23 protein-coding genes are annotated in these 22,807 nt (G+C 73.0%); 20 read left to right on the top strand and 3 right to left on the bottom strand.

The window, feature by feature from the left end:
• Nucleotides 1–25 precede the first annotated feature (25 nt).
• Genes PKC53_RS02070 through PKC53_RS02045 form a run of 6 tightly spaced genes read left to right on the top strand, consistent with a single transcriptional unit; the run spans nucleotide 26 to nucleotide 6,231 of the window.
• Nucleotides 26–2,989, top strand: coding sequence for a formate dehydrogenase subunit alpha (locus PKC53_RS02070; protein ID WP_324425798.1), 2,964 nt, complete (start codon nucleotides 26–28; stop codon nucleotides 2,987–2,989).
• A 12-nt stretch (nucleotides 2,990–3,001) separates the two neighbouring features.
• Nucleotides 3,002–3,625 (top strand): formate dehydrogenase FDH3 subunit beta, encoded by a 624-nt coding sequence (gene fdh3B, locus PKC53_RS02065; protein WP_324425796.1) that lies wholly within the window; start codon nucleotides 3,002–3,004, stop codon nucleotides 3,623–3,625.
• On the top strand, nucleotides 3,622–3,861 hold the full coding sequence (locus PKC53_RS02060) for a hypothetical protein (RefSeq protein WP_324425794.1): 240 nt from the start codon (nucleotides 3,622–3,624) through the stop codon (nucleotides 3,859–3,861). The genes fdh3B and PKC53_RS02060 overlap by 4 nt, the downstream gene beginning before the upstream one ends.
• A 23-nt stretch (nucleotides 3,862–3,884) precedes the next feature.
• On the top strand, nucleotides 3,885–5,012 hold the full coding sequence (locus PKC53_RS02055) for a formate dehydrogenase subunit gamma (protein WP_324425792.1): 1,128 nt from the start codon (nucleotides 3,885–3,887) through the stop codon (nucleotides 5,010–5,012).
• Nucleotides 5,013–5,037: 25 nt separating this feature from the next.
• Nucleotides 5,038–5,331: a hypothetical protein gene (locus tag PKC53_RS02050; protein ID WP_324425790.1), complete on the top strand. Its 294-nt coding sequence runs from the start codon at nucleotides 5,038–5,040 to the stop codon at nucleotides 5,329–5,331.
• Between the two features lie 6 nt (nucleotides 5,332–5,337).
• Nucleotides 5,338–6,231: a formate dehydrogenase accessory sulfurtransferase FdhD gene (locus tag PKC53_RS02045; RefSeq protein ID WP_324425788.1), complete on the top strand. Its 894-nt coding sequence runs from the start codon at nucleotides 5,338–5,340 to the stop codon at nucleotides 6,229–6,231.
• A gap of 54 nt (nucleotides 6,232–6,285) precedes the next feature.
• On the opposite strand, the gene PKC53_RS02040 is transcribed toward PKC53_RS02045, so the two are convergent.
• Nucleotides 6,286–6,831, bottom strand: a complete 546-nt coding sequence (locus tag PKC53_RS02040; protein ID WP_324425786.1) for an Mpo1-like protein — start codon at nucleotides 6,829–6,831, stop codon at nucleotides 6,286–6,288.
• A 103-nt stretch (nucleotides 6,832–6,934) separates the two neighbouring features.
• Here PKC53_RS02040 and dcd point away from each other — a divergent pair, with 103 nt between their 5' ends.
• The 6 genes from dcd (at nucleotide 6,935) to PKC53_RS02010 (ending at nucleotide 10,686) form a co-directional block, all read left to right on the top strand.
• Entirely contained in the window at nucleotides 6,935–7,504 is a 570-nt protein-coding gene (gene dcd, locus PKC53_RS02035; RefSeq protein WP_324425784.1) for a dCTP deaminase, read from the top strand.
• Between the two features lie 127 nt (nucleotides 7,505–7,631).
• Entirely contained in the window at nucleotides 7,632–8,504 is an 873-nt protein-coding gene (locus tag PKC53_RS02030) for a neutral zinc metallopeptidase (RefSeq protein WP_324425782.1), read from the top strand.
• Nucleotides 8,505–8,541: 37 nt separating this feature from the next.
• Nucleotides 8,542–8,934, top strand: a complete 393-nt coding sequence (locus tag PKC53_RS02025) for a DUF1801 domain-containing protein (protein ID WP_324425780.1) — start codon at nucleotides 8,542–8,544, stop codon at nucleotides 8,932–8,934.
• 124 nt (nucleotides 8,935–9,058) lie between these two features.
• Complete coding sequence (locus PKC53_RS02020) at nucleotides 9,059–9,247, top strand: hypothetical protein (protein ID WP_324425778.1); 189 nt, start codon at nucleotides 9,059–9,061, stop codon at nucleotides 9,245–9,247.
• Between the two features lie 24 nt (nucleotides 9,248–9,271).
• A complete protein-coding gene (locus PKC53_RS02015; protein WP_324425776.1) occupies nucleotides 9,272–9,859 on the top strand; it encodes a hypothetical protein in 588 nt (195 codons plus the stop codon).
• 179 nt (nucleotides 9,860–10,038) lie between these two features.
• On the top strand, nucleotides 10,039–10,686 hold the full coding sequence (locus PKC53_RS02010; protein ID WP_324425774.1) for an HAD family hydrolase: 648 nt from the start codon (nucleotides 10,039–10,041) through the stop codon (nucleotides 10,684–10,686).
• Between the two features lies 1 nt (nucleotide 10,687).
• On the opposite strand, the gene PKC53_RS02005 is transcribed toward PKC53_RS02010, so the two are convergent.
• Together PKC53_RS02005 and PKC53_RS02000 are read right to left on the bottom strand one after the other, a co-directional pair.
• Complete coding sequence (locus PKC53_RS02005) at nucleotides 10,688–11,314, bottom strand: GrpB family protein (protein WP_324425771.1); 627 nt, start codon at nucleotides 11,312–11,314, stop codon at nucleotides 10,688–10,690.
• Nucleotides 11,315–11,363: 49 nt separating this feature from the next.
• The gene (locus PKC53_RS02000; RefSeq protein WP_324425769.1) at nucleotides 11,364–12,020 is read right to left on the bottom strand and encodes a class I SAM-dependent methyltransferase; all 657 of its coding nucleotides are present in this window, start codon (nucleotides 12,018–12,020) and stop codon (nucleotides 11,364–11,366) included.
• Nucleotides 12,021–12,240: 220 nt separating this feature from the next.
• On the opposite strand from PKC53_RS02000, the gene flgG reads away from it, so the two are divergent.
• The 8 genes from flgG to PKC53_RS01960 all read left to right on the top strand — a co-directional run bounded on the left by flgG (nucleotide 12,241) and on the right by PKC53_RS01960 (nucleotide 22,800).
• Nucleotides 12,241–13,023, top strand: coding sequence for a flagellar basal-body rod protein FlgG (gene flgG, locus PKC53_RS01995; protein WP_324425767.1), 783 nt, complete (start codon nucleotides 12,241–12,243; stop codon nucleotides 13,021–13,023).
• A 5-nt stretch (nucleotides 13,024–13,028) separates the two neighbouring features.
• Nucleotides 13,029–13,706 (top strand): flagellar basal body L-ring protein FlgH, encoded by a 678-nt coding sequence (locus PKC53_RS01990; RefSeq protein WP_324425765.1) that lies wholly within the window; start codon nucleotides 13,029–13,031, stop codon nucleotides 13,704–13,706.
• A gap of 23 nt (nucleotides 13,707–13,729) precedes the next feature.
• Nucleotides 13,730–14,884: a flagellar basal body P-ring protein FlgI gene (locus PKC53_RS01985; protein WP_324425763.1), complete on the top strand. Its 1,155-nt coding sequence runs from the start codon at nucleotides 13,730–13,732 to the stop codon at nucleotides 14,882–14,884.
• 3 nt (nucleotides 14,885–14,887) lie between these two features.
• A complete protein-coding gene (gene flgJ / locus PKC53_RS01980; RefSeq protein ID WP_324425761.1) occupies nucleotides 14,888–15,802 on the top strand; it encodes a flagellar assembly peptidoglycan hydrolase FlgJ in 915 nt (304 codons plus the stop codon).
• A 13-nt stretch (nucleotides 15,803–15,815) separates the two neighbouring features.
• The gene (gene flgK / locus PKC53_RS01975; RefSeq protein ID WP_324425759.1) at nucleotides 15,816–17,774 is read left to right on the top strand and encodes a flagellar hook-associated protein FlgK; all 1,959 of its coding nucleotides are present in this window, start codon (nucleotides 15,816–15,818) and stop codon (nucleotides 17,772–17,774) included.
• Between the two features lie 15 nt (nucleotides 17,775–17,789).
• Nucleotides 17,790–18,986: a flagellar hook-associated protein FlgL gene (flgL, locus tag PKC53_RS01970; protein WP_324425757.1), complete on the top strand. Its 1,197-nt coding sequence runs from the start codon at nucleotides 17,790–17,792 to the stop codon at nucleotides 18,984–18,986.
• Nucleotides 18,987–18,997: 11 nt separating this feature from the next.
• Nucleotides 18,998–20,203, top strand: a complete 1,206-nt coding sequence (locus PKC53_RS01965) for an HDOD domain-containing protein (protein ID WP_324425755.1) — start codon at nucleotides 18,998–19,000, stop codon at nucleotides 20,201–20,203.
• Nucleotides 20,204–20,355: 152 nt separating this feature from the next.
• Nucleotides 20,356–22,800 (top strand): PAS domain-containing protein, encoded by a 2,445-nt coding sequence (locus tag PKC53_RS01960; RefSeq protein WP_324425753.1) that lies wholly within the window; start codon nucleotides 20,356–20,358, stop codon nucleotides 22,798–22,800.
• Nucleotides 22,801–22,807 lie beyond the last annotated feature (7 nt).

Genomic DNA, 22,807 nt, shown 5'->3' with positions numbered 1-22,807 from the left:
CACCGGTCGTCCAACAGGAGGCAGCATGCTGTTGACACGCAAGTCGGCGGGTGACGGGGCGACATCGTCGTCCCGCACGCTCGTCGAGGGCCTGGTGCGGGGCATGTCCCGCGCCGTGCCCACGATGGACCGGCGCAGGTTCCTGCGCCGGTCGGGTCTGGGTCTGGGGGCCGGCATCGCCGCGTCCCAGCTCACGCTGGTGCGCAAGGCGCAGGCCGCCGACCCGGCGGCGCCCAAGGCGGGCGCGGGCGCGCGGGTCGAGGTCAGGCGCACGGTGTGCACGCACTGCTCGGTCGGCTGCGCCGTCGACGCGGTGGTCGAGAACGGCGTGTGGGTCCGTCAGGAGCCGGTGTTCGACTCGCCGATCAGCATGGGCGGGCACTGTGCCAAGGGCGGGGCGCTGCGCGAGAACGCGCACGGCGAGTTCCGTCTGAAGTACCCGATGAAGCTGGTCGACGGCAAGTACCAGCGCATCTCGTGGGACCAGGCGCTCGACGAGATCAGCGCCAAGATGCTCGAGCTGCGCAAGGAGAGCGGCCCGGACAGCGTGTTCATCGTCGGCTCGTGCAAGAGCAACAACGAACAGGGCTACCTGCTGCGCAAGTGGATGACGCTCTGGGGCAGTAACAACTGCGACCACCAGGCACGAATATGCCACTCCACGACTGTCGCCGGTGTGGCGAATACGTGGGGCTACGGTGCGATGACGAATTCGTACAACGACATGCGCAACGCGAAGTCGGCGATCTACCTCGGCAGCAATGCCGCGGAGGCGCACCCGGTGTCGCTGCTGCACATGCTGCATGCGAAGGAGAAGGGCTGCAAGATGATCGTCGTGGACCCGCGGTTCACGCGCACGGCGGCCAAGGCGGACATGTACGTCCGGCTGCGTTCGGGCTCGGACATCGCGTTCCTGTACGGCGTGATGTACCACGTCTTCAAGAACGGCTGGGAGGACAAGAAGTACCTCGACGACCGGGTCTACGGCATGGACAAGGTTCGCGAGACGGTGCTCGCGGAGTGGACGCCGGAGAAGGTCGAGGAGGTCTCCGGCGTCTCCGAGGAGACCTGCTTCCAGGTCGCCAAGACGCTGGCCGAGAACCGGCCCGGCACGCTGGTGTGGTGCATGGGGCAGGCGCAGCACAGCATCGGCAACGCGATCGTGCGCGCGTCGTGCCTGCTGCAGCTCGCGCTGGGCAACGTCGGCGTCACCGGCGGTGGCACCAACATCTTCCGCGGCCACGACAACGTCCAGGGCATCACCGACATCGGCGCGAACCCCGACTCGCTGCCCGGCTACTACGGCATCGCCGAAGGTGCATTCAAGCACTTCGCCGCGGCCTGGGGCGTGGACTTCGAGTGGATCAAGAAGCAGTACGCCCCGGGCATGATGTCCAAGCCGGGCATCACCGTGTCGCGCTGGTACGACGCGGTGCTCGAGAAGAACGAGAACATCGACCAGGAAAGCAACCTGCGCGGCATGTTCTATTGGGGCCACGCGCCCAACTCGCAGTCGCGCGGGCTGGACCTGAAGCGGGGCATGGACAAGCTCGACCTGCTGGTCGTCGTCGATCCGTTCCCGTCGGCCACGGCGGCGATGGCGGCGATGCCCGGCAAGCCTGAGGACGTCAACCCGAAGCGCGCCGTGTACCTGCTGCCGGCATGCACGCAGTTCGAGACCAGCGGGTCGGTGACGGCGTCGAACCGGTCGCTCCAGTGGCGCGAGAAGGTCATGGAGCCGCTGTACGAATCGCGCAGCGACCACATGATCATGTACCAGCTCGCGCAGAAGCTGGGCTTCGCCGAGCAGCTGGTCAAGAACTACAAGATGCAGAAGGTCAAGGGCATGGACGAACCCGTGCCCGAGGACATCCTGCGCGAGATCAACCGCTCGGTGTGGACCATCGGCTACACGGGCCAGAGCCCGGAGCGCCTGAAGGCCCACATGCGCAACATGCACGTGTTCGACCCGACCACGCTGCGCGCCAAGGGCGGCATCGACAAGGAGACCGGCTACAAGCTCGACGGCGACTACTTCGGGCTGCCCTGGCCGTGTTACGGCACGCCGGAGCTCAAGCACCCGGGCACGCACGTGCTGTACAACACCGCCCAGCACGTCATGGACGGGGGTGGCAACTTCCGCGCCAATTTCGGCGTCGAGCGCGACGGCCAGTCGCTGCTCGCCGGCGACGGGTCGCACTCCAAGGGCGCCGACATCACCACCGGCTACCCCGAGTTCGACCACCTGCTGCTGAAGAGGCTCGGCTGGTGGGACGAACTCACCGACGACGAGAAGGCCAAGGCCGAAGGCAAGAACTGGAAGACCGACCCGAGCGGCGGGATCATCCGCGTGGCGATGAAGAACCACGGCTGCCATCCGTTCGGCAACGCCAAGGCGCGGGCCGTCGTGTGGAACTTCCCCGACCCGATCCCCAAGCACCGCGAGCCGATCTACTCGACGCGCCCGGAACTCGTCGACAAATACCCGACGCACGACGACCGCAAGGCCTTCTGGCGCCTGCCCACGCTGTTCAAGAGCGTGCAGGAGAAGAACCGGGACGTGGGCAAGCAGTTCCCGATCATCCTGACGACGGGGCGGCTGGTCGAGTACGAGGGTGGCGGCGACGAGACGCGCTCCAACCGCTACCTCGCCGAGCTGCAGCAGGACATGTTCATCGAGCTGAACCCGGTCGCCGCCAACGACCGCGGCATCCGCAACGGCGACACCGTCTGGGTCACCACCCCGAGCGGCGCGCGGCTGAAGGTCAAGGCGCTGGTGACCGAGCGGGTCGACCGCGAGACGGCCTTCATGCCGTACCACTTCGCCGGTCGCTGGCAGGGCGAGGACCTGCTGCGCCACTACCCGCAGGGGGCGGCGCCGATCGTGCGCGGCGAGGCGGCCAACACGGCGACGACCTACGGCTACGACTCGGTGACCATGATGCAGGAGACCAAGACCTCGGTCTGCCAGATCGAGCGTGCGGCGTAAGGAGGCATCACGATGGCACGAATGAAGTTCATCTGCGATGCCGAGCGCTGCATCGAGTGCAACGGCTGCGTCACCGCCTGCAAGGCCGAACACGAGGTGCCCTGGGGCGTCAACCGTCGTCGCGTGGTGACGATGAACGACGGCATGCCCGGCGAGAGGAGCATCTCGGTGGCGTGCATGCACTGCAGCGACGCGCCGTGCATGGCGGTGTGCCCGGTCGACTGCTTCTACCGCACCGACGACGGCGTCGTGCTGCACGACAAGGACGTGTGCATCGGCTGCGGCTACTGCAGCTACGCCTGCCCGTTCGGTGCGCCGCAGTTCCCGTCGAACGGCCAGTTCGGGCTGCGCGGCAAGATGGACAAGTGCACCTTCTGTGCCGGCGGGCCGGAAGCCAACGGCAGTGCGGCCGAGCACGAGAAGTACGGCCGCAACCGCCTTGCCGAGGGCAAGCTGCCGATCTGCGCCGAGATGTGCTCGACCAAGGCGCTGCTCGGCGGCGACGGCGACATGGTCGCCGACATCTTCCGCACCCGCGTGCTCACGCGCGGCAAGGGCAGCGAGGTGTGGGGCTGGGGCACGGCCTACGGCAAGCCCAGCGGCGCGCCGGCGAAGACGGAGGCGACCAAGTCATGACGAGGCGAACCCCGACGGCGCTCGCGCTGCTCGTCGCCGCGGCCGCGCTCGCGGCCTGCGGCGACGCCGCCACGACCGACAGCGCCGCACGCAAGAGCGACGTGCCGGCCTGGCGCGGGGCCGACAACCCCTACGTGACCGAAGGCTGGAAGGCCGGCGACGAGGCGAGCTGGCAGCAGCAGATGCGCGCACGCGTGCAGGCCCAGAACGAGTACGCCCGCGCCTCGGGCAGCTGAGCCGCCGCGCAGCAGGAGCAGCGATGCAAGCCTTGACCAGAGTCCTGATCCTCGCCTGCGGGCTCGTCCTGGCGGCCGCCGCGGGCGCGCAGGCGCCGGCCGCCGGCGGGGCGCCGGCGGGTTTCGTCGCTCCGGCCGAGCCGAAGCCCGACGAGACCAACGCCGAGCGCGCCAAGACCCAGCCGGGCAACAACGCGCCGTTCTGGCGTGCGGTGCGCGACTCCGGCCCCGACGGCGGCTACGTGTCGCTGCCGGGCGCGGAGATGGGCGTGCTGATCCAGCCGATGGTGCAATACCCGGGGTCGCTGTACACCAGCGCCGGCGAGGCCTGGCGCCAGGTGCGCAATCGGCTGATCATCCCGTACGGCGGGGCGCTGCTGGGCATCGTCGTGCTGGCGCTCGGGCTGTTCTACGTCGGCAAGGGCCCCCTGGGCGGCCACGAGCGTGACACCGGCCGCGTGATCGAGCGCTTCACGCCGTTCGAGCGCGCGGCGCACTGGGCCAACGCGATCGCCTTCGTGATCCTCGCGGTGTCGGGCATCGTGATGGCCTGGGGCAAGTACTTCCTGCTGCCGGTGATCGGCAGCACGCTGTTCGGCTGGCTGACCTACGCGCTGAAGAACGCGCACAACTTCGCCGGGCCGGTGTTCGCGGTGTCGCTGCTGATCGTGATCCTGACCTTCGCGCGCGACAACCTGCCGCGTGCCGGCGACCTGAACTGGCTGCTGCGCTTCGGCAACCTGCTGGGCAAGCGCGAGGTGCCGTCGCACCGCTTCAACGCCGCCGAGAAGCTGCTGTTCTGGGTCGGCGTGCTTGTCCTGGGCATGGTCGTCGTCGTTTCCGGCCTGGTCCTCGACAAGGTCTTCCCGACGCTGCTCGAATACACGCGCGGCCAGATGCAGATCGCGCACATGGTGCACGCGGTGGCCGCGACGTTGATGATGGCGATGTTCCTCGGTCACATCTACATCGGTACCATCGGCATGAACGGCGCGTACCGGGCGATGCGCACCGGCTACGTCGACGAAGGCTGGGCCAAGGAGCACCACGAACTGTGGTACGACGACATCAAGGCGGGCAAGATCCCGGCGCAGCGCTCGGCCGAGACGCCGCCGGCCGACGTGGCGGCACAGGCCGGGGCGCGCGGCTGAGGCCCCGACCCGAGGAGTCGAGACGATGAACGTGATCCGGACCTGCCTGTTGACCCTGGCCGTGGCGGCGGTGGCGTGGCCCGCGGCGGCCAAGTTGCCGCCGTTGTCCGACGAGGCGAAGGCGAAGGCCGCCGAGGCGGCGGCACGCACCGCCTGGGCGAACAAGGTCGCCGACTACAAGCTGTGCCTGTCGATGGAACGCGTGGCGGCGAAGTACCGTGCCGACCAGCAGGCCGCGGGCAAGGAAGTCAAGCCCCCGACGGCGACGCCGGCGTGCGCCGACCCCGGCCCGTTCGTGCCGCCGGCGCCCAAGAGCTGAGCCCCGATGTCGCTCGCCGAGCCTCAGCCCCCGGTCGTCGAGCCCCCGTGGCCCGGCCCCCGGCTGACGGACGCCGCGCTGCCACTGACGCGCGAGGTCGAGGTGCTCGACGAGTACGGCCAGCGCCGGCGCATCCACATCCCCGACGAGCGGCCGCTGACGGTGTTCGTCGACCGGCGCGAGCTGGTGACGCTGATGACGCTGGGCGCCGCGCCCGAGCTGCTCGTGCTCGGCTACCTGCGCAACCAGCGACTGGTCGACGCGCCGCAGCAGGTCGACTCGATCAGCGTCGACTGGGACGTGAACGCCGCGGCGGTGCGCACGCGCGGCGGCATCGATGGCTTCGAGGCGAAGACCGCGCGCCGCGTGGTCACCACCGGCTGCGGCCAGGGCACGGTGTTCGGCGACCTGCAGGCGCAGGTCGACGCGATCCGGCTGCCGTCGCCGCAGGCCGCCCGCATCCGCCAGTCGACGCTGCACGGCATGCTCGAGGTGATGCGCCAGCAGGACAGCATCCACCGCAAGGCCGGCTCGGTGCACGGCTGCGCGCTGTTCCGCGGCACCGACCTGCTGATCTTCGTCGAGGACGTCGGCCGCCACAACGCGCTCGACACGATCGCCGGCTGGATGTGGGTGCACGGCGTCGACGGCGGCGACAAGACCTTCTACACCACCGGCCGGCTGACCAGCGAGATGGTCATGAAGGCGGCCCAGATGGGCGTGCCGATCGTCGTTTCGCGCAACGGCGTCACGCAGATGGGACACGCCTTCGCCAGCCGGCTGGGCATGACGCTGTTCGGCCGCGCCGCCAACCGGCACTTCATCTGCTACACCGGGTTCGAGCGCTTCGACTCCGAGCCCGAGCCGCTGCGCTCGCCGGTGCGCGTGGTCGCCGGCTGACGGCAGCCGGCGCCGGCGGCACTGGCAGCACCGCGGGCGCCGTGGGCCGCGCCGTCAGCGCATCGCCGGCACGTGCAGGTCGCGCAGCACCGTGGGGCCGACGCGGCGCTCGATCTCGGTGAACAGCGCGCGGCACCAGCCCAGCGCGAACAACGCCTCGGCGACGACGAACATCGGGCCGACGAGCAGGCCCACCAGGTCGTCGGTGAAGGCCGGCTTGCGGCCCTCGTAGTAGTGGCCGACGAACTGCACGATCCAGCCGACGACGAAGCAGCCCACGCCCCAGGCCAGCCAGGCAGCGGTCGACGCCGCGCCCAGCGGCTGCGCCAGCGCAAACAGCACCGCGCTGGCCGCGCTGACCGCGACGCCGATCAGCAGATGCCCGCGCGACAGGTACCACAGCGTCGCCAGTCCCCACAGCGCCCACGCCGGCGTCAGCGCGACGCCACCGAGCGCCACGGCCGGGCGGGCCAGCAGCACGCCGAGCGCGAACACGATCAGCGGGATGCCGACGCAGTGGGTGGCGATGTTGCGCCGGTCGCGGTGGTAGCCGGCGTACTGCACCATCAGTTCGGTGCCGGGACGGAACAGCGAGGCCATCGAAGAACGCTCCCGGGGCCACGGTGCCCCGACAGCGCGTAGTGTGCACCCGTCGGCCGACCCCTGGTGCGTCCCTAGAATGCGCCATCTCCGGGGACGTGCAATGAGCATCAAGAGTGACAGGTGGATCCGCCGCATGGCGCAGGAGCACGGCATGATCGAGCCGTTCGAGCCCGGCCAGGTGCGCTTCGCGCCCGACGGTCACCGCATCGTCAGCTACGGCACCAGCAGCTACGGCTACGACATCCGCTGCGCGCCCGAGTTCAAGGTCTTCACCAACATCTACAGCACGGTCGTCGACCCGAAGAACTTCGACGAGCGCAGCTTCGTCGACATCGAGGCCGACGTGTGCATCATCCCGCCGAACAGCTTCGCGCTGGCGCGCACGGTCGAGTACTTCCGCATCCCGCGCAACGTGCTGACGATCTGCCTGGGCAAGAGCACCTACGCGCGCTGCGGCATCATCGTCAACGTCACGCCGTTCGAGCCCGAGTGGGAGGGCTACGTGACGCTGGAATTCAGCAACACCACGCCGCTGCCGGCCAAGATCTACGCCGGCGAGGGCTGCGCGCAGGTGCTGTTCTTCGAGAGCGACGAGGTCTGCGAGACCAGTTACAAGGACCGCGGCGGCAAGTACCAGGGCCAGCGCGGCGTCACGCTGCCGCGCGCCTGAGCCGACGGGCTGCACGCGCCGGCGGCTTCCGGCCGGCGCCCGGCCGGCGCCCGACTGCGGTACAAAGCCAATGGGTGGGTACGCAGGGTGCGCCGCCGGTGCGCCACCGCCCCCGGAGGGCCGGATCATGAAGTGGGAAGGGCACAGGCGCAGCGACAACGTCGAGGACCGGCGCGCCGGCGGCGGGGGCGGGATGCGCCTCGGTGGCGGCCGCGGTATCGGGCTCGGCACCATCGTCATCGCGCTGCTCGCCGGCTGGCTGTTCGGCATCAACCCGCTGACGCTGCTGGGCATCCTCGGGGGCGGCGACGTCGCGGTGCCCGGGGCGCAGGCGCCGGCCACCGCGCCACCGGCCGACGACGGGCAGGCGGCCTTCGTCGCCACCGTGCTCGCCGACACCGAAGACGTGTGGAACGCGCAGCTGCGCGCCAACGGCGCGGCTTACCGCGAACCGACGCTGGTGCTGTTCCGCGGCGCGACGCGCTCGGCCTGCGGCGTCGGGCAGGCGGCGATGGGGCCCTTCTACTGCCCGGCCGACGAGAAGGTCTACATCGACCTCGGCTTCTTCGACACGCTGCACCAGCGGCTGGGCGCGCCGGGCGACTTCGCGCAGGCGTACGTGATTGCGCACGAGGTCGGCCACCATGTGCAGAACCTGATCGGCATCACCGACCGGGTCGACGCGATGCGCGGCCGCGTCGGCGAGGCGCAGATGAACGCGCTGTCGGTGCGCGTCGAGCTGCAGGCCGACTGCCTGGCCGGCGTCTGGGCGCACCACTCGCAGCGCGGCAAGCGCTGGCTCGAGCAGGGCGATCTCGAGGAGGCGATGAACGCCGCGGCGCGCATCGGCGACGACGCGCTGCAGCACCGCAGCCAGGGCTACGTCGTGCCCGAGAGCTTCACCCACGGCACCAGCGCACAGCGCCAGCGCTGGTTCCGTCGCGGCTTCGACGGCGGCAGCATGGCGCAGTGCAACACGTTCGAGGCGCAGGCGCTGTAGGCGCGCCGCCTTGCGCGTCAGCAAGCGAACGCCGACCATGCGCCGCCCGAAGCGCGCCGCACCGCTGGTCGACGCCTGGTTCGACCTGCTGCCGGCCGCGCAGCAACCGCTCGCGCGGCTGCTGCACGGGCTGGTGCTCGACGCCGCGCCGCAGCTGGTGCCCGCCGTGCGCTGGGGCACGCTGGCCTACCTGGGCACCGACGCGGCGCTGATGACGCTGGCACCGCAGCGCGGGCACCTGCGCCTGCACCTGGCGCAGGGCGCCACGCTGGCGGCACGCTTCCCCGAGCTCGAAGGCCCGTCGCCGACGGCGCGCTGGCTGCGCATCGGCTACGACGATCCGGTCGACCGCGACCTGCTGCGCGAACTGGTGCGCGCGGCGGTGGCGCTGGACGCGTCGCCGCGCGACCCGCAAGGCGACGGCGCCTGAACCCGCCGCGGCCCCACGCGCATGCATCCGCCTGCTGCCCGTGCCGCCGAGCGGCTCGCCGGCCCGAGCACCGTCGCCACCGGCTGATTCGTCTGCCTCGGCTTCGCCGGAGGGCGTCTCCGCGGTGGCCGCCGAGGAGAACGTCGTCAACCCGATCACGCTGACCGCCGAGCCCGGCGTGATCGGCGGCGTGCCGGCCGGCGGGCTGAACTTCGGCGCCGCGGTGAACACCCAGGCGATCATCGACCAGCCGTACCAGTTCGACTTCTACGTCGGTGGCGGGCTGGACGTCGCGTTCCTCGAGCCGGCGTAGGCCGACGCCGAGGGCAACGTCAACGTGAGCCGCTTCGGCTCGCGCCTGGGCGGCGCTGGCAGCTTCATCAACATCAGCCAGAACGCCAAGCAACTGGTCTTCGTCGGCAGCTTCCTCGCCGGGCAGGGCGGGCACACGCACCCGAAGTTCGTGCCGCAGGTCGAGCAACGCACGTTCAGCGGCCGCGATGCGCTCAGGCGTGGGCAGCCGGTGCAGTACGCCACCGAGCGTGCGGTGTTCGCGCTGCACGAGCGCGGGCGCGAGTTGATCGAAGTCGGCCCGGAGCTCGACGTCGAGCGCGACGTGCCGGCGCCGATGCGCTTTCGCTCGCTGATCGAGCGCGACCCGGCGCCGAAGGACGCCGCGATCGTCGCCGACGGCGCGATGGGGCTGCGCGAGCGGCTGCTGCGCCGCCCGCTGGCCGGGCGCGTCGCCCACGACGCGGCGAGCCGCACGCCGTTCATCGACTTCGCACGCCACGACCACCGCGCCACGCGCTACCGCACAACAGGGTTCGTGCGCGCCAGCCTGGGCCCGGCGCTGGCCGCACGCGGGGTGGCGCCGCACCTCTGCGACACGGCCGACGAGGCGAGGGCGCAGCTGCGCGACTGAACCTGCGCGACTCAACCGGCGCGACTGAACCGGCGCGAGCGAGCCGGTGCGATCGGGCTGGCGGCGCCACGCGTGCTTGTGACCGTGGCGTCCCGGCATGGCCTGGCGCAAGGGCGCGGGTGCGGGCCGCGGCGATGATCACGGCCCAGGCGCCGCCGGGGCGCCACGAGAAGCCAACGATGATCCGCACCGTCGTATTCGACTTCGAGGGCACGCTGGTCGACTTCCAGTGGCAGCTCGCGCCGGCGCAGGCCGAACTGCGCGAGGCCTTTGCGGCCCAGGGCCACGCGGTGAGCGGCAACTACGCGCAGATGTGGAACGCCGCCGCCGACCAGGCCGTTGCCGCGGGCCGGCTGCACGCGCTGCGCGCCGCGCTGGGGCCGGTGTACGACCGCTGGGACGCCGACGCGCTGACGCGCTGGTCGCCGCGTCCCGGCGCCGCGGCGCTGCTGCAGCGCCTGGCCGCACGCGGCGTGGCCGCGGCGATGGTCAGCAACATCGGGCGCAGCGCGCTGGCCGCCGGGCTCGAACGGTGCGCGCTGCAGCGGGCGCTGGCCCCGGTGCTGTCGCGCGACGACGTCGTGCACCTCAAGCCGCACCCCGAGGGCGTGCGCGCGGTGCTGGCGCTGCGCGGCTGCGCGCCGGCGCGCGCGCTGTTCGTCGGCGACAGCCTGGCCGACGTCGCGGCGGCGCGCGCCGCCGGGCTGCGCGTGGCGATCGTGCGCGGCGGCGAGTGCGACGAGGCGGCCTTCGCCACGGCCGCGCCCGACCACTTCGTGTCCACGCTCGACGAGGTCGACGCGCTACTCGATGCGCCCGGCGGCTGAGTCACGGTGGCGCGGCCGGGTCGCACGCGCGCCCGCCGCATGCGCATCGGTCACAGGCCGCGTTCGGCGCTGCGTCGACGCGCCCGCGCGCCGAGAAGCGCGGCGTGTCGAACAGCGTCGGCGCAACGCGCGCGAGCACGGCGGCAACGAAGCCGCTCTTGGCCAGCGAGTACGCCTCGCGCGACGCCGGCGTGTGACCGCCGTGCAGCGCGGCCAGGCGCCGCTTGAGCGAGGCGTACTCGGCCGCGGCCTGCGGGCTGTCGCGCAGCGCGTCGCGAAACGCCAGGTGCCGCCACTCCTGCTCGCCGCCGGCCTCGCACAGGTGCACGTGGTGTGTGCTGGGCCACGCCGCCGGCTTGTGGAAGAACGGGTAGACGCGGTCGAAGTCGCCGAGGCTCGTGTGCCGGTAGCCCAGGCGCGCCAGCGCGGCGTCGAGCGCGTCGCGCGGCGCCAGCGAGCGCACCGACACCTGGATGTCGATCACCGGCTTGGCTTCGAGCCCGGGCACCGCCGTCGAACCGACGTGTTCGACGCGCAGCGCGAGGGCGCCGAACGCGCCGCGCAGCGCCGCGGCCTCGGCGGCGAACACCGCCGCCCAGGCCGGGTCGTGGGGCACGAGCGTGATCATCGGGCGTGGGCGGTGCGGCGGGGCGGCAGGCGGCGTGGGCGCGCCACGGTCAGTCGGCGATCGCCTCGCCCCAGTAGTGGTATGAAACGACGCGTGGGCCGGGCAGGTATTGCGATTGCACCTCGGCGCGCCAGCCCGCGGCGCGCAGCAGCGCCGGGATGTCGCGATCGAGCCGGCAGCCACCGGCCAGCGGGCTCCACAGCGGGTTCAGCCGCCGCTGCCACGCGGCCACGCCGGCACCGGGCGCCAGCCCATGCTCGGCGAACAGCAGCCGCCCGCCGGGCCGCAGCACGCGGCGCATCTCGCGCAGTGCGGCCAGCGGGTCGGCGATGGTGCACAGCGTGAAGGTGCAGACGACGGTGTCGAAGCTGGCCGCTTCGACCGGCAGCGTCTCGGCCGATACGCCGATCAGGTGCACCTCGAGCCCGCTGGCCTCGATGCGCCGACGCGCCAGCCGGTGCATGCGCAGCGCCGGGTCGACGCCGGTGACCGACTCGACGCGCGAGCGGTCGTACAGCGGCACGTTCAACCCGGTGCCGATGCCCACCTCGAGCACGCGGCCCCGCGCGCGCGGCACGACCCGCATCCGCTGGCGGCGCACCGGCGCGACGCCGCAGGCCAGGTCGACCAGCCACGGCAGCAGATGCCGTTCGTACCAGCCGGCGGGCGCGGCCGACGGTGGCGTCGTGTTCGGCGGTCCGTTCATGCGCCGATTGTCCCGGTGCCCGGTGCGCGCAGGGGAGTTCGCGCCGCTGCACCCGCGGCGGCGGCGGCGCAGGAAGTCGGCGCCGCGCGAGCGGCAGCGCCCGCCCGCGACCCGCCGGTGCGCCGCAACGCCCGAACCACCCCCGAAACCCGCCGCAATTCCGGCTAAAGGCCGGGGCGGCTTGCGCGGATCATCGCCGCACACCCTCGGGAGCGTGCGCATGATCCGTTCGTTGTGGATTTCGAAGACCGGCATGGAGGCCCAGCAGACGCAGCTGGACACGATCTCGCACAACCTCGCCAACGTCGGCACCAACGGCTTCAAGAAGGGCCACGTGGTGTTCGAGGACCTGATCTACCAGAACCTGCGCCAGGCCGGCGCGGCCAGCGGCGAGCAGGGGATGCTGCCCACCGGGCTGCAGGTGGGGCTGGGCGTGCGCCCGGTGGCCACGTCGCGCACCTTCACGCAGGGCAACCTGCAGCAGACCGGCAACAACCTGGATCTGGCGATCAAGGGCCAGGGCTTCTTCCAGGTGCAGCGCGCCGACGGCAGCACCGCGTACACGCGCGACGGCGCGTTCCAGGTCGACGCCAACGGCCAGCTGGTCACGAACAACGGCGAGCTGGTGCAGCCCGGCATCACGGTGCCGCCGAACGCGCAGTCGCTGACCATCGCCGCCGACGGCACGGTCAGCGCGTCGGTGCCCGGGCAGGCGCAGCCGCAGGTGCTCGGCCAGTTGCAGCTGGCGAGCTTCGTCAACCCGGCCGGCCTCGATCCGCTGGGCGGCAACCTGTTCGGCGAGACCGCCGCGTCGGGTGCGCCCAACGCCGGCGAGCCCGGCGCCGACGGGCTGGGCCAGCTGCAGCAGGGTTTCGTCGAGACGAGCAACGTCAACGTCGTCGAGGAGCTCGTCGCGATGATCCAGACGCAGCGCGCCTACGAGCTGAACTCGAAGGCGATCCAGACCTCCGACCAGATGCTGCAGCGTCTGGCGCAGCTGTGACGGCGATGCGCACGCGCCGCCTGTCCGCGCTCGTGCTGGCGGCGTCGCTGGCCGGCTGCGCGTGGCTGCAGCCGCAGGTCGACGTCGCGCCGGTCCCGCCGCCGGTCGCCGTCGCGCCCGCGCCGGCGGCGCCGGCGGCCACGCCGGGTGCGATCTACCAGAGCGCCGCGTACCGGCCGCTGTTCGAGGACCACCGCGCCCGCGTGCCCGGCGACTCGCTCAACGTGGTCATCGTCGAGCGCATCAGCGCCAGCGCCAGCTCGACCAGCTCGGTCGACAAGAGCGGCAGCATCGAGGCCGGCATCACCGCGCTGCCCGGCGTCAACGCCGGCAAAGTGCTGCGCCGCGCGTCGGCCGAGGGCAGCAGCAGCAACAGCTTCGCCGGCAAGGGCGAGACGCAGAGCAGCAACAACTTCAGCGGCACGATCACCGCGGTGGTCACCGGCGTGCTGCCCAACGGCCACCTGCTGATCGCCGGCGAGAAGCAGATCGGCGTCAACGCCAACGTCGACGTGCTGCGCTTCTCGGGCCAGGTCGACCCGCGCGCGATCCGCCCCGGCAACACGGTGCCGAGCACGCAGGTGGCCAACGTGCGCCTCGAACAGAAGAGCCGCGGCCAGCAGGCCGACGCGCAGGTCATCGGCTGGCTGGCACGCTTTTTCCTCAGCGTGCTGCCCATCTGATGGACGCGCCGATGGAGTCGCCGATGCCGCTGTCGCCCCGCCTTCGCCAACGCGCCGTCGAGCGGCTGCTGCGCGCCGCGGTGGTGTTCGCCGCGCTCGCCGCCAGCGCCGCGCTGTGGTGGCCCGCGCCGTCGCACGCGGCGCGCATCAAGGACCTCGCCGCGGTGCAGGGCGTGCGCGCGAACCAGCTGGTCGGCTACGGGCTGGTGGTCGGCCTCGACGGCACCGGCGACCAGGCCACGCAGACCCCGTACACCGCGCAGAGCCTGGCGGCGATGCTGCAGCAGATGGGCGTGGCGGTGCCGCCGGGCATGGCGCTGCAGCCGAAGAACGTCGCCGCGGTGATGGTCACCGCCAGCCTGCCGCCGTTCGCGCAGCCGGGCCAGCCGATCGACGTCACCGTCTCGTCGCTGGGCAACGCGAAGAGCCTGCGCGGCGGCATGCTCGTGGCCACGCCGCTCAAGGGCGCCGACGGCCAGATCTACGCGCTGGCGCAGGGCAGCCTGGTGGTCGGCGGCGCCGGCGCCGCCGCCGGCGGCTCGAAGGTGCAGATCAACCACCTCAGCGCCGGGCGCATCCCGCAGGGCGCCACCGTCGAGCGCAGCGTGCCCACGCCGCTGGGCGCCGGCGACACGCTGCAGCTGGACCTCAACGCCGCCGACTTCGCCACCGCGCGCGCGGTGGCCGACGCGATCAACCGCGCCAAGGGCGATGGCACCGCGACCGCGCTCGACGGGCGCGTGGTGCGCGTGCGCGCGCCGGCCGACCCCGGTGCACGCGTGGCCTTCCTCGCCGACGTCGAGAACCTGCCGCTCGAGCTGGCGCGCCCGGCGGCCAAGGTGGTGCTCAACGCGCGCACCGGGTCGGTGGTGATGAACGAGTCGGTGACGCTGGGCGCCTGCGCGGTGGCGCACGGCAGCCTGTCGGTGACGATCAGCTCGACGCCGGTGGTCAGCCAGCCGGCGCCGTTCGGCCGCGGCGACACGGTGGTCGCGCAGAAGTCCGACATCGCGATCAGCCAGCAGGGCGGTGCGCTGGTGCAGATGCCCGCGGGCACCCGGCTGGCCGACGTGGTCAAGGCGCTGAACCTGCTCGGCGCGACGCCGCAGGATCTGCTGGCGATCCTGCAGGCGATGCAGGCCGCCGGCGCGCTGAACGCCGAGATCGAGGTGATCTGAACGATGGCCGTCGCCCCGCTGCCCGGACTCGCCGCCGACACGCGCTCGGTCGACGCACTGCGCACGCTCGCCGCGCGCGACCCGCAGGCGGCCGTGAACGCGGTGGCGCGGCAGTTCGAGTCGCTGTTCATGCAGGAGCTGCTGAAGAGCATGCGCCAGGCCACCGCGGCGTCGGGGCTGCTCGACAACGAAGCCAGCGAACTGGGCACCGAGATGCTCGACGCGCAGTACGCGCAGCAGATGAGCGGGCAGCGCGGCGGGCTGGCCGACGCCATCGCGCGCCAGCTGTCGCGCCAGATGGGCCTGCCGGCCGTCGACGCGAAGGCGGCAACGTCGCAGCCGACGGGGGGCGCGGCGCCAGCGGCCGCGGCGCGCACCCCGGCGGGCGAGCCCGCGCCGGCCGCCGCGCCGCACCGCGGCTGGCCGCGCATCGCGCACGGCGGCGGCGCGAAGGACTTCGTCGCGACGCACGAACGCGCCGCGAAGGCCGCCGAGGCGGCCACCGGCATCCCCGCGAGCTTCATGCTGGCGCAGGCCGCGCTGGAGACCGGCTGGGGCCGGCGCGACATCCGCCTGGCCGACGGCACGCCGTCGCACAACCTGTTCGGCATCAAGGCCACGGCGAACTGGAAGGGGCCGGTGACCGAGGTCACGACGACCGAGGTCATCGGCGGCGTCGCGCGCAAGGTCAAGGCGAAGTTCCGCGCCTACGCCAGCGCCGACGCGGCCTTCGCCGACTACGCGCGGCTGATGACCTCGAGCCCGCGTTACGCGAAGGTGCTCGAGCAGTCGAAGACGGCGCAGGGGTTCGCGCAGGGGCTGCAGCGCGCCGGCTACGCGACCGACCCGGCCTACGCCGACAAGCTCGCGCGTGTCATCGACACCACGCTGCGCCTGCAGCGCGCGCGCACCGCCTGAGGAGAACGCCGCCATGACCTCCGCCCTGATGACGCTGGGCACGCGTGCGATGTTCGCCGCGTTCGCGCAGCTGCAGGTCACCGGCCAGAACATCGCCAACGCCAGCGTCGACGGCTACTCGCGGCAAAGCGCCGAGCTGGCCACCGCGGCGGGCCAGTTCACCGGCGCCGGGTTCTTCGGCAAGGGCGTCGACGTGGCCACGGTGCGGCGCGCGCACGACGAGTTCCTCACGCGCGAGGCCGCCGCCGCGACCTCGCTGGCGGCGATGGACCGCGCGCGCCACGACCAGCTGGTGCGCCTCGAGCAGGTCTTCCCCACCGGCGAGCGCGGCATCGGCTACGCCGCCGGCCAGTTCCTCAACACGATCGCCGACCTGGCGAGCCGGCCGCAGGACCTGCCGGCGCGCGAGGTCGTGCTGGCGCGCGCGCAGGAGCTGGCGTCGCGCTTCGCGCTGGCCGGCGGCCAGCTCGACAGCCTGCAGGCCGGCGTCACGCAGGACCTGAAACACGCGGTGGCCGGTGTCAACGACCTGGCGCAGCGCATCGCCGACGTGAACCAGCAGATCGCCAAGGTGCAGGGCCTGGGGCACGCGCCGAACGACCTGCTCGACCAGCGCGACCGGCTGGTGCGCGAGCTCGGCGAGTTCATCACCGTGAGCACGATCCCGGCCGACGACGGCACGCTGGGCGTGTTCATCGCCGGCGGCCAGCGGCTGGTGCTCGGCAACCAGGCTCAGTCGCTGACCGTCACGCCCCACGCGATGGACCCGTCGCGCGCGGCGATCGGCATGGTCGAGGCCGGCGGCGTGCTGCCGCTGTCGGCCGACCTGCTCACCGGCGGCTCGATCGCCGGGCTGCTGCGTTTCCAGAACGACGACCTGGTGGCGGCGCGCAACGCGCTGGGTCAGATGGCCACGGCGCTGGCGTCGCGTGTCAACGCGCAGAACGCGCTCGGGCTGGACCTGAACGGCGCGGCCGGCGCGGCGCTGTTCGCCGTCGGCGACCCGCGCGCGCTCGCCGCGTCGACCAACGGCGGCAACGCGACGGTCGGCGTCCAGGTGCACCGCGCGGCGCAGGTGCGCGCCGAGGAGTACGAGCTGCGCTACGACGGCGCCGCGTGGCAGCTCACGCGCACCGACGGCGGCACGCCGCCGGGCGGGCCCTACGGCTTCAGCGACGCGGACCTCGCCGCCGGCGTCGCGATCGACGCGCTGGGCATCACGCTGCAGCGCAGCGGCGTCGCAGCCGCGGGCGACCGCTTCCTGCTGCAGCCGGTGGCGCGTGCCGCGCTCGGCATGCGGCGTGCGCTCGACGACCCGCGCGGCATCGCCGCGGCGTCGCCACTGACGGCGGTCGCCGGTGCCGCCAACGGTGGCACCGCCAGCGTCGGCGCGCTGACGATGACCGCGCCGCTGGCCTCGGCCGACGCGGTGCAGATCACGTTCGGCGCCGTCGTGCCGGCCGCACCGCCGGCCACCGTCGACGGCGTCGCCTACACCTGGACACGCGGCGCCACCAGCGGCAGCGGCACCTGGACGCCTGGCCAGCCGCTGGCGATCGGCGAGTTCGCGCTCCAGCTCAACGGTGTGCCGGCAGCGGGTGACGTGTTCGACGTGGCGCCGACCGCGTTCCCGGCGACACACAACGGCAACGCGCTGGCGCTGGCGGCGCTGCGCGACGAGACGCTCGTCGGCCGCCGCGCCGACGGCAGCGGCGGCGAGACGATCACCGACGCCTACGCCGGCGTCATGGCCGGCGTCGGCGTGCGCGTGCAGGGCGCGCGCACCGCGGCCGAGATCTCGGCCGGCGTGAAAGCCGCGGCCGAGGAACTGCGTGCGTCGCGGTCGGGCGTCAACCTCGACGAGGAGGCCGCGCGGCTGATCCAGTTCCAGCAGAGCTACCAGGCCGCGGCCAAGGTGCTGCAAGTCGCGCAGCAGGTGTTCGACACGCTGCTGTCGACCGCGGCGCGCTGAACCGGAGACTGACCGATGCGCGTGACCACCGCCTACACCTTCAACGCCGGCGTCGAGCAGCTGCAGCGTCGCCAGCAGGACCTCGCCGAGGCGCAGCTGCGGCTGACCAGCGGCAAGCGCGTGCAGCGCGCCAGCGACGACCCCGGCGCCGCGGCGCGCGCCGAACGCGCGCTGGCACAGGTCGCGCGTGCCGACGCCGACCAGCGCGCGCTCGAGGCCAGCCGCAACGCGATGACGCTGACCGAGTCGGCGCTCGGCGACGCCGCCGAGCTGCTGCAGCAGGCGCGCGAGACGCTGGTCGCGGCGGGCAACGCCAGCTACTCCGACGGCGAGCGCGCCGGGCTGGCGCGCAAGCTCGAGAGCCTGCGCGCGCAGCTGCTGGTGGTGGCCAACCGCGACGACGGCTCGCACGGCTTCCTGTTCGCCGGACAGGGGGCGGCCCAGGCGCCGTTCGTCGACGCCCCCGGCGGCGTGACCTACCGCGGCAGCGGCGGCGGCACCGCGACCGCGGCCGCCGAACCGCTGCCGCTGAGCGTCGACGGCGAGAACGCGTGGACACGCGCGCGCAGCGGCAACGGCAGCTTCGTCACCGGCGTCGGCGAACCGGCGAGCGCCACCGCGTGGATCGACGCCGGCAGCGTCACCGATCCGTCGGCGCTGACCGGCGCCGACTACGAGATCGTGTTCGGCGCCGGCGGTGCGACCTACACCGTGTGGCGCGACGGCGCGCCGCTGGCCGGTCACGTCGACGTGCCGTACCCCGGCGCGCAGGCGATCGAGGTCGACGGCATGGCACTCAAGATCGCCGGCACGCCGGCGGCGGGCGACGCGTTCACCGTGCGCGCCTCGGCACCCGAGCTCAACGTGTTCGACCTGCTCGACCGCGCGATCGCCGAGCTCGACACGCCGCTGCGCTCCAACGCGCAGGTGATGCAGACCGTGCAGCGCGGCTTGCGCGACCTCGACGCGTCGATGGGGGCGCTGCAGCGCCTGCGCGCCGCGGTCGGCGAGGTGCTCAACCGCGCCGACGCCGCCGAGGACCGCGTCGCGGCGAGCCGGCTGCACGGGCAGACCGAACGCAGCCACGCCGAGGACCTCGACATGGTGCAGGCGATCGCCGACTTCCAGAACCAGCAGACCGGCTACGAGGCGGCGCTGAAGACCTATGCGACGGTGCAGCGGCTGTCGCTGTTCCAGTACCTGAACGGCTGAAGGCCGCGACGATGAACGAAGCTTCGATCCTGGGTCAGGTGGCGCTGGGTTACGCGCCGATGATCGACCGCCAGCGCGACGTCACCGCGACGAGGCTGACGGTGTTCCCGGCGCGCGCCGACGCCAAGGTGCCGCCGGCGCCGCTGCTCGAGGCGCTGGCCGAGGCCTGGCCCGCCGACGCCGGCGCGCTGGCGCTGAACGTGGCCAGCGAGACGCTGCTGCACGACCTGATGCTCGCGCAGCCGGCGGCCAACGTGATGGTCGAGGTGCCGGCGTTCATGGCCGTCGACCCGGCGCACACCGAGGCCATCGTCGCACTGCACCGGCATGGCAACACGCTCATGCTGCAGGGCCGCCCGCGCGCCGAGCTGCCGCGCGAGGTGCTGCCGTGCTTCAGCGCGGCGATCGTCGACGTCGCCGAGGAGCGCCGCACCGACGCGACGCCGCCGCCGGGCGTGACGCGCTCGATCGGCTTCGTGCAGTCGGGCATCCGCAGCGCCGCCGAGGTCGAGGCGGCGTTCCAGCGCGGCGCGCAGGCGGTGCTCGGCTGGCCGCTCGACGACCCGCTGCCGGCCGCCGACCCGAAGGCCGGCGCGCGCTCGGACCTGCAGACCGTCGTCGAGCTGATCCGCCGCGTCGACAAGGAGGAGCCGGTCGACCGTCTCGACGCGGTGATCAAGCTCGACCCGACGCTGGGCTTCAAGCTGCTGCGCTACATCAACTCGCCGGCGTTCGGGCTGCGCGTCGAGATCGCTTCGTTCCGCCACGCCATCATGATGCTCGGCTACCAGCGCCTGAAGCGCTGGCTCGCGCTGCTGCTGGCGCAGGCGAGCAAGGAGGCGAACATGAAGCCGGTGATGTTCGCCGCGCTGCGCCGCGGGCTGCTGATGGAGGAGCTCGTGCGCGCCAGCGGCAACGGCCAGTCCGACCCGCAGCTGCGCGACGAGGCCTTCATCTGCGGCGTGTTCTCGCTGCTCGACAAGATGATGCGCCAGCCCTTTGCCGAGCTGCTGAAGTCGATCCCGGTGCCGGCGGCGGTGTCGCAGGCGCTGGTCGACTCCGAAGGCCCGTACCAGCCGTACCTGGAGCTGGTGCAGGCCGTCGAGAGCGCCTCGATGTTCGACCTGCGCGAGATCGCCGAGCGGCTGATGATGAGCGTCGGCGAGGTCAACGCCGCGCTGCTGCGCGCGCTGGCGAACGCGCGCACGCTCGGCTGACCACCCCCCGGGGCCGGGGCCGGGGCTGAGCCCGGCCCGACCCCCGTGCGGGCCGGGCCGTCCCGGGGCGCAACACCTGGTCACCACCGGCGTCGCGCGTGGCCTTGGCCGCGGCGTGCACCTGCGTACACTGGCCGCGCCCCGCCGACCCGATGAACCTCGCCGCCGTTCCGTCACGCCTCAACGCCGCCAGCCTGGTCGCGCTGCTCGATGCCGTCGCCGACGCGGTGCTGGTGTTCGACAGTCGCGGCCAGGTCCACCACGCGAACCGCGCCGCGCGACGGCTGTTCGGCGTGCGCGACGCGCGCGCGCTCGACGACCTCGGCGCGGCGATCGGCGCCGACACGCTGGCCTGGTTGCACCGCCTGCGAGGCACCGCGCCGCCGCAACCGGTCACGCAGATCGCGCGGCTGGCCGACGCGCGCGTCGTCACCCTCGAGCTGGCGCGCCTGCCGGGCGGACTGTGGTCGCTGCTCGCGCGGCCGCTGGCCGACGCCGCGGCGGGCGCACCCGGCGGCCACGCGGTCGACGAGCTGCTGCAGTGGTTCGACCTGAGCCCGGTGGGCATGGTGATGGTCGACGACGAAGGGCTGCTGGTGCGTTGCAACCCGGCGTTCGAGGCCCTCGTCGGCCGCGTGCCGGTGACGATGGCCGACGCCGACGCGCCGCTGCGCGAACTGCTCGGCTGGGACGGCGGCGCCGCGGTTGGGGCGGGCATCGTCGAACGCCATGCGACGCTGGCGCTGCCCGACGGCAGCCGCCGGCGCCTCGTCGCCCGGCTGCGCGCGATCGAGCCGCAGCCCGGACGTCGGCGCGTGCTCGCGGTGGTCGAGGATCGCAGCGCCGAGGACGACCGCGACCTCGCGCAGCTCGAGGTCGGCGCGCTGATGGACGCCGCCGGCATCGGCGTGGCCACGTTCGAGGAGTCGCGCGGCTGGCTGCGCAGCGCCGCGCCGCGGCTGGCCGGCGGCGCGACGGCATCGGCGCCGTCGGCGACCGCCGGCGTGCAGGCGATCTCGCGCGAGCTCGTCGACCCCGAGTCGCTGCCCGAGTACGACCGGCTGCAGCGCGCGCTGAAGTCGGGCGAACGCGCGCAGGTGCGCTACGCGGTGCGCCACCCCGAGCTCGGGCTGCGCTGGCTGCTCACGCGCGTCGAGCCCGGCCGGCTGGCCAGCGGGCGGCGCACGCTGTCGCTGGTCACGCTCGACGTCACCGAGCAGGAGCAGGCGGCGCAGCGGCTGCGCCGCCAGGCCGAACGCACGCGCGCGATCCTCGATTCGGTGCTGGTGGGCATCGTCACCGTGCGCAACGGCGGCATCGACTGGATGAACCGGTCGGCGCGGCGCATGTTCGGCGCCGAGCTGGCCGACTTCATCGGCGTGCCGATCGCCACCGTGGCGACGCCCGAGGCCGATCACCCGCTGCGCCGCGACGACTGGATGGCCGTCCTCGCCGAAGGGCAGTCGGAGACCTTCGAGTGCCGGCTGCAGGCGCGCGACGGGCGCACCTTCTGGGTCGTCGGCAACGTCGTGGCCACCGGGCGCGAGCTGACCTTCGCGCTGCTCGACATCGAGCGCCGCCGCCAGGCCGAGCTGCGCATCGCGCAGGCCCAGGCCTCGCTCGAGCGCATCATCGAGACCGCGCCGATGGCCATCGCGCTCGTCGACGCGCCGTCGCTGCGCGTCCTGCAGCTCAACCAGCGCGCCGCCACGTTCATCGGCTGCGCGCTCGACGCCGCGCCGCACCAGCGCATCGACCGGCTGTTCGGCGGCGACGACGACGCCGCGCAGCTGCGCGCCGACCTGCAGCAGGCGCTGGGCACGCACGAGGTGACGCAGCGCGAGTACCGCCGCCCGGGCGACGACGGCGCCCCGCAGCGCATCTGGGACGCGCGCTACGTGCCGCTGCCCGCCGGCGGCGACGGCGACGCGGGGCAGCTGCTGCTGGTGGCCAGCGACGTCACCGAGCAGCGCGTCGCCGAGGCGGCGCAGCGCGACATGCTGGTGCGCGAGGTGCACCACCGCATCAAGAACAACCTGCAGGGCGTCGCCGGGCTGATGCAGCAGATCGCCGAGCGCCGCCCCGAGGTGGCTGCGGTGATCAAGGAGGCGGTGGGCCAGGTGCAGGCGATCGCGCAGGTCTACGGGCTGCAGGTCGGCGCCAGCGGGCCGCTGCGCGTGCACAGCGTGCTCGAGGCGATCGCGGCGTCGGTGCAACGCATGTTCGGCCACCCGATCGGCGTCGAGGTGCACGGCGATGCGCTGCACCGCTGGGCGCTGCCCGAGGCCGAGTCGATCCCGATCGCGCTGACGGTCAACGAACTGCTGACCAACGCCGCCAAGCACGGCGCGGCCGACGCGGTGCGCTGCACGCTGCGCGGCGGCGAGGCCGGCGTGGAGATCCGCATCGCCAACCGCGGCACGCTGGCGCCGGGATTCGACCTGATGCGCGTGCGCGGCGGCGTCTCGGGACTGGCGCTGGTGCGCGCGCTGCTGCCGCGGCGGCACGCGTCGCTGGCGATCGAGGCCGTCGGCGACGAGGTGCACGCGTGCGTGACGCTGGCGCCGCCGGTGGTGCGGCGGCTCGAGCCCTTGTAGCAGAATG

The sequence above is a fragment of the Azohydromonas sp. genome (assembly GCF_035325925.1).
Taxonomy (GTDB): domain Bacteria; phylum Pseudomonadota; class Gammaproteobacteria; order Burkholderiales; family Burkholderiaceae_C; genus Calidifontimicrobium.
Note: the sequence above shows the minus strand (reverse complement) of the source record. Positions and strands in the feature narration are given on the sequence as shown.

What these genes read in the sequence shown, in the direction of transcription:
- PKC53_RS02070 (WP_324425798.1), top strand. Translation starts at nt 26, where the DNA reads ATGCTGTTGACACGCAAGTCGGCGGGTGACGGGGCGACATCGTCGTCC.
- fdh3B (WP_324425796.1), top strand. Translation starts at nt 3,002, where the DNA reads ATGGCACGAATGAAGTTCATCTGCGATGCCGAGCGCTGCATCGAGTGC.
- PKC53_RS02060 (WP_324425794.1), top strand. Translation starts at nt 3,622, where the DNA reads ATGACGAGGCGAACCCCGACGGCGCTCGCGCTGCTCGTCGCCGCGGCC.
- PKC53_RS02055 (WP_324425792.1), top strand. Translation starts at nt 3,885, where the DNA reads ATGCAAGCCTTGACCAGAGTCCTGATCCTCGCCTGCGGGCTCGTCCTG.
- PKC53_RS02050 (WP_324425790.1), top strand. Translation starts at nt 5,038, where the DNA reads ATGAACGTGATCCGGACCTGCCTGTTGACCCTGGCCGTGGCGGCGGTG.
- PKC53_RS02045 (WP_324425788.1), top strand. Translation starts at nt 5,338, where the DNA reads ATGTCGCTCGCCGAGCCTCAGCCCCCGGTCGTCGAGCCCCCGTGGCCC.
- PKC53_RS02040 (WP_324425786.1), bottom strand. Translation starts at nt 6,831, where the DNA reads ATGGCCTCGCTGTTCCGTCCCGGCACCGAACTGATGGTGCAGTACGCC.
- dcd (WP_324425784.1), top strand. Translation starts at nt 6,935, where the DNA reads ATGAGCATCAAGAGTGACAGGTGGATCCGCCGCATGGCGCAGGAGCAC.
- PKC53_RS02030 (WP_324425782.1), top strand. Translation starts at nt 7,632, where the DNA reads ATGAAGTGGGAAGGGCACAGGCGCAGCGACAACGTCGAGGACCGGCGC.
- PKC53_RS02025 (WP_324425780.1), top strand. Translation starts at nt 8,542, where the DNA reads ATGCGCCGCCCGAAGCGCGCCGCACCGCTGGTCGACGCCTGGTTCGAC.
- PKC53_RS02010 (WP_324425774.1), top strand. Translation starts at nt 10,039, where the DNA reads ATGATCCGCACCGTCGTATTCGACTTCGAGGGCACGCTGGTCGACTTC.
- PKC53_RS02005 (WP_324425771.1), bottom strand. Translation starts at nt 11,314, where the DNA reads ATGATCACGCTCGTGCCCCACGACCCGGCCTGGGCGGCGGTGTTCGCC.
- PKC53_RS02000 (WP_324425769.1), bottom strand. Translation starts at nt 12,020, where the DNA reads ATGAACGGACCGCCGAACACGACGCCACCGTCGGCCGCGCCCGCCGGC.
- flgG (WP_324425767.1), top strand. Translation starts at nt 12,241, where the DNA reads ATGATCCGTTCGTTGTGGATTTCGAAGACCGGCATGGAGGCCCAGCAG.
- PKC53_RS01990 (WP_324425765.1), top strand. Translation starts at nt 13,029, where the DNA reads ATGCGCACGCGCCGCCTGTCCGCGCTCGTGCTGGCGGCGTCGCTGGCC.
- PKC53_RS01985 (WP_324425763.1), top strand. Translation starts at nt 13,730, where the DNA reads ATGCCGCTGTCGCCCCGCCTTCGCCAACGCGCCGTCGAGCGGCTGCTG.
- flgJ (WP_324425761.1), top strand. Translation starts at nt 14,888, where the DNA reads ATGGCCGTCGCCCCGCTGCCCGGACTCGCCGCCGACACGCGCTCGGTC.
- flgK (WP_324425759.1), top strand. Translation starts at nt 15,816, where the DNA reads ATGACCTCCGCCCTGATGACGCTGGGCACGCGTGCGATGTTCGCCGCG.
- flgL (WP_324425757.1), top strand. Translation starts at nt 17,790, where the DNA reads ATGCGCGTGACCACCGCCTACACCTTCAACGCCGGCGTCGAGCAGCTG.
- PKC53_RS01965 (WP_324425755.1), top strand. Translation starts at nt 18,998, where the DNA reads ATGAACGAAGCTTCGATCCTGGGTCAGGTGGCGCTGGGTTACGCGCCG.
- PKC53_RS01960 (WP_324425753.1), top strand. Translation starts at nt 20,356, where the DNA reads ATGAACCTCGCCGCCGTTCCGTCACGCCTCAACGCCGCCAGCCTGGTC.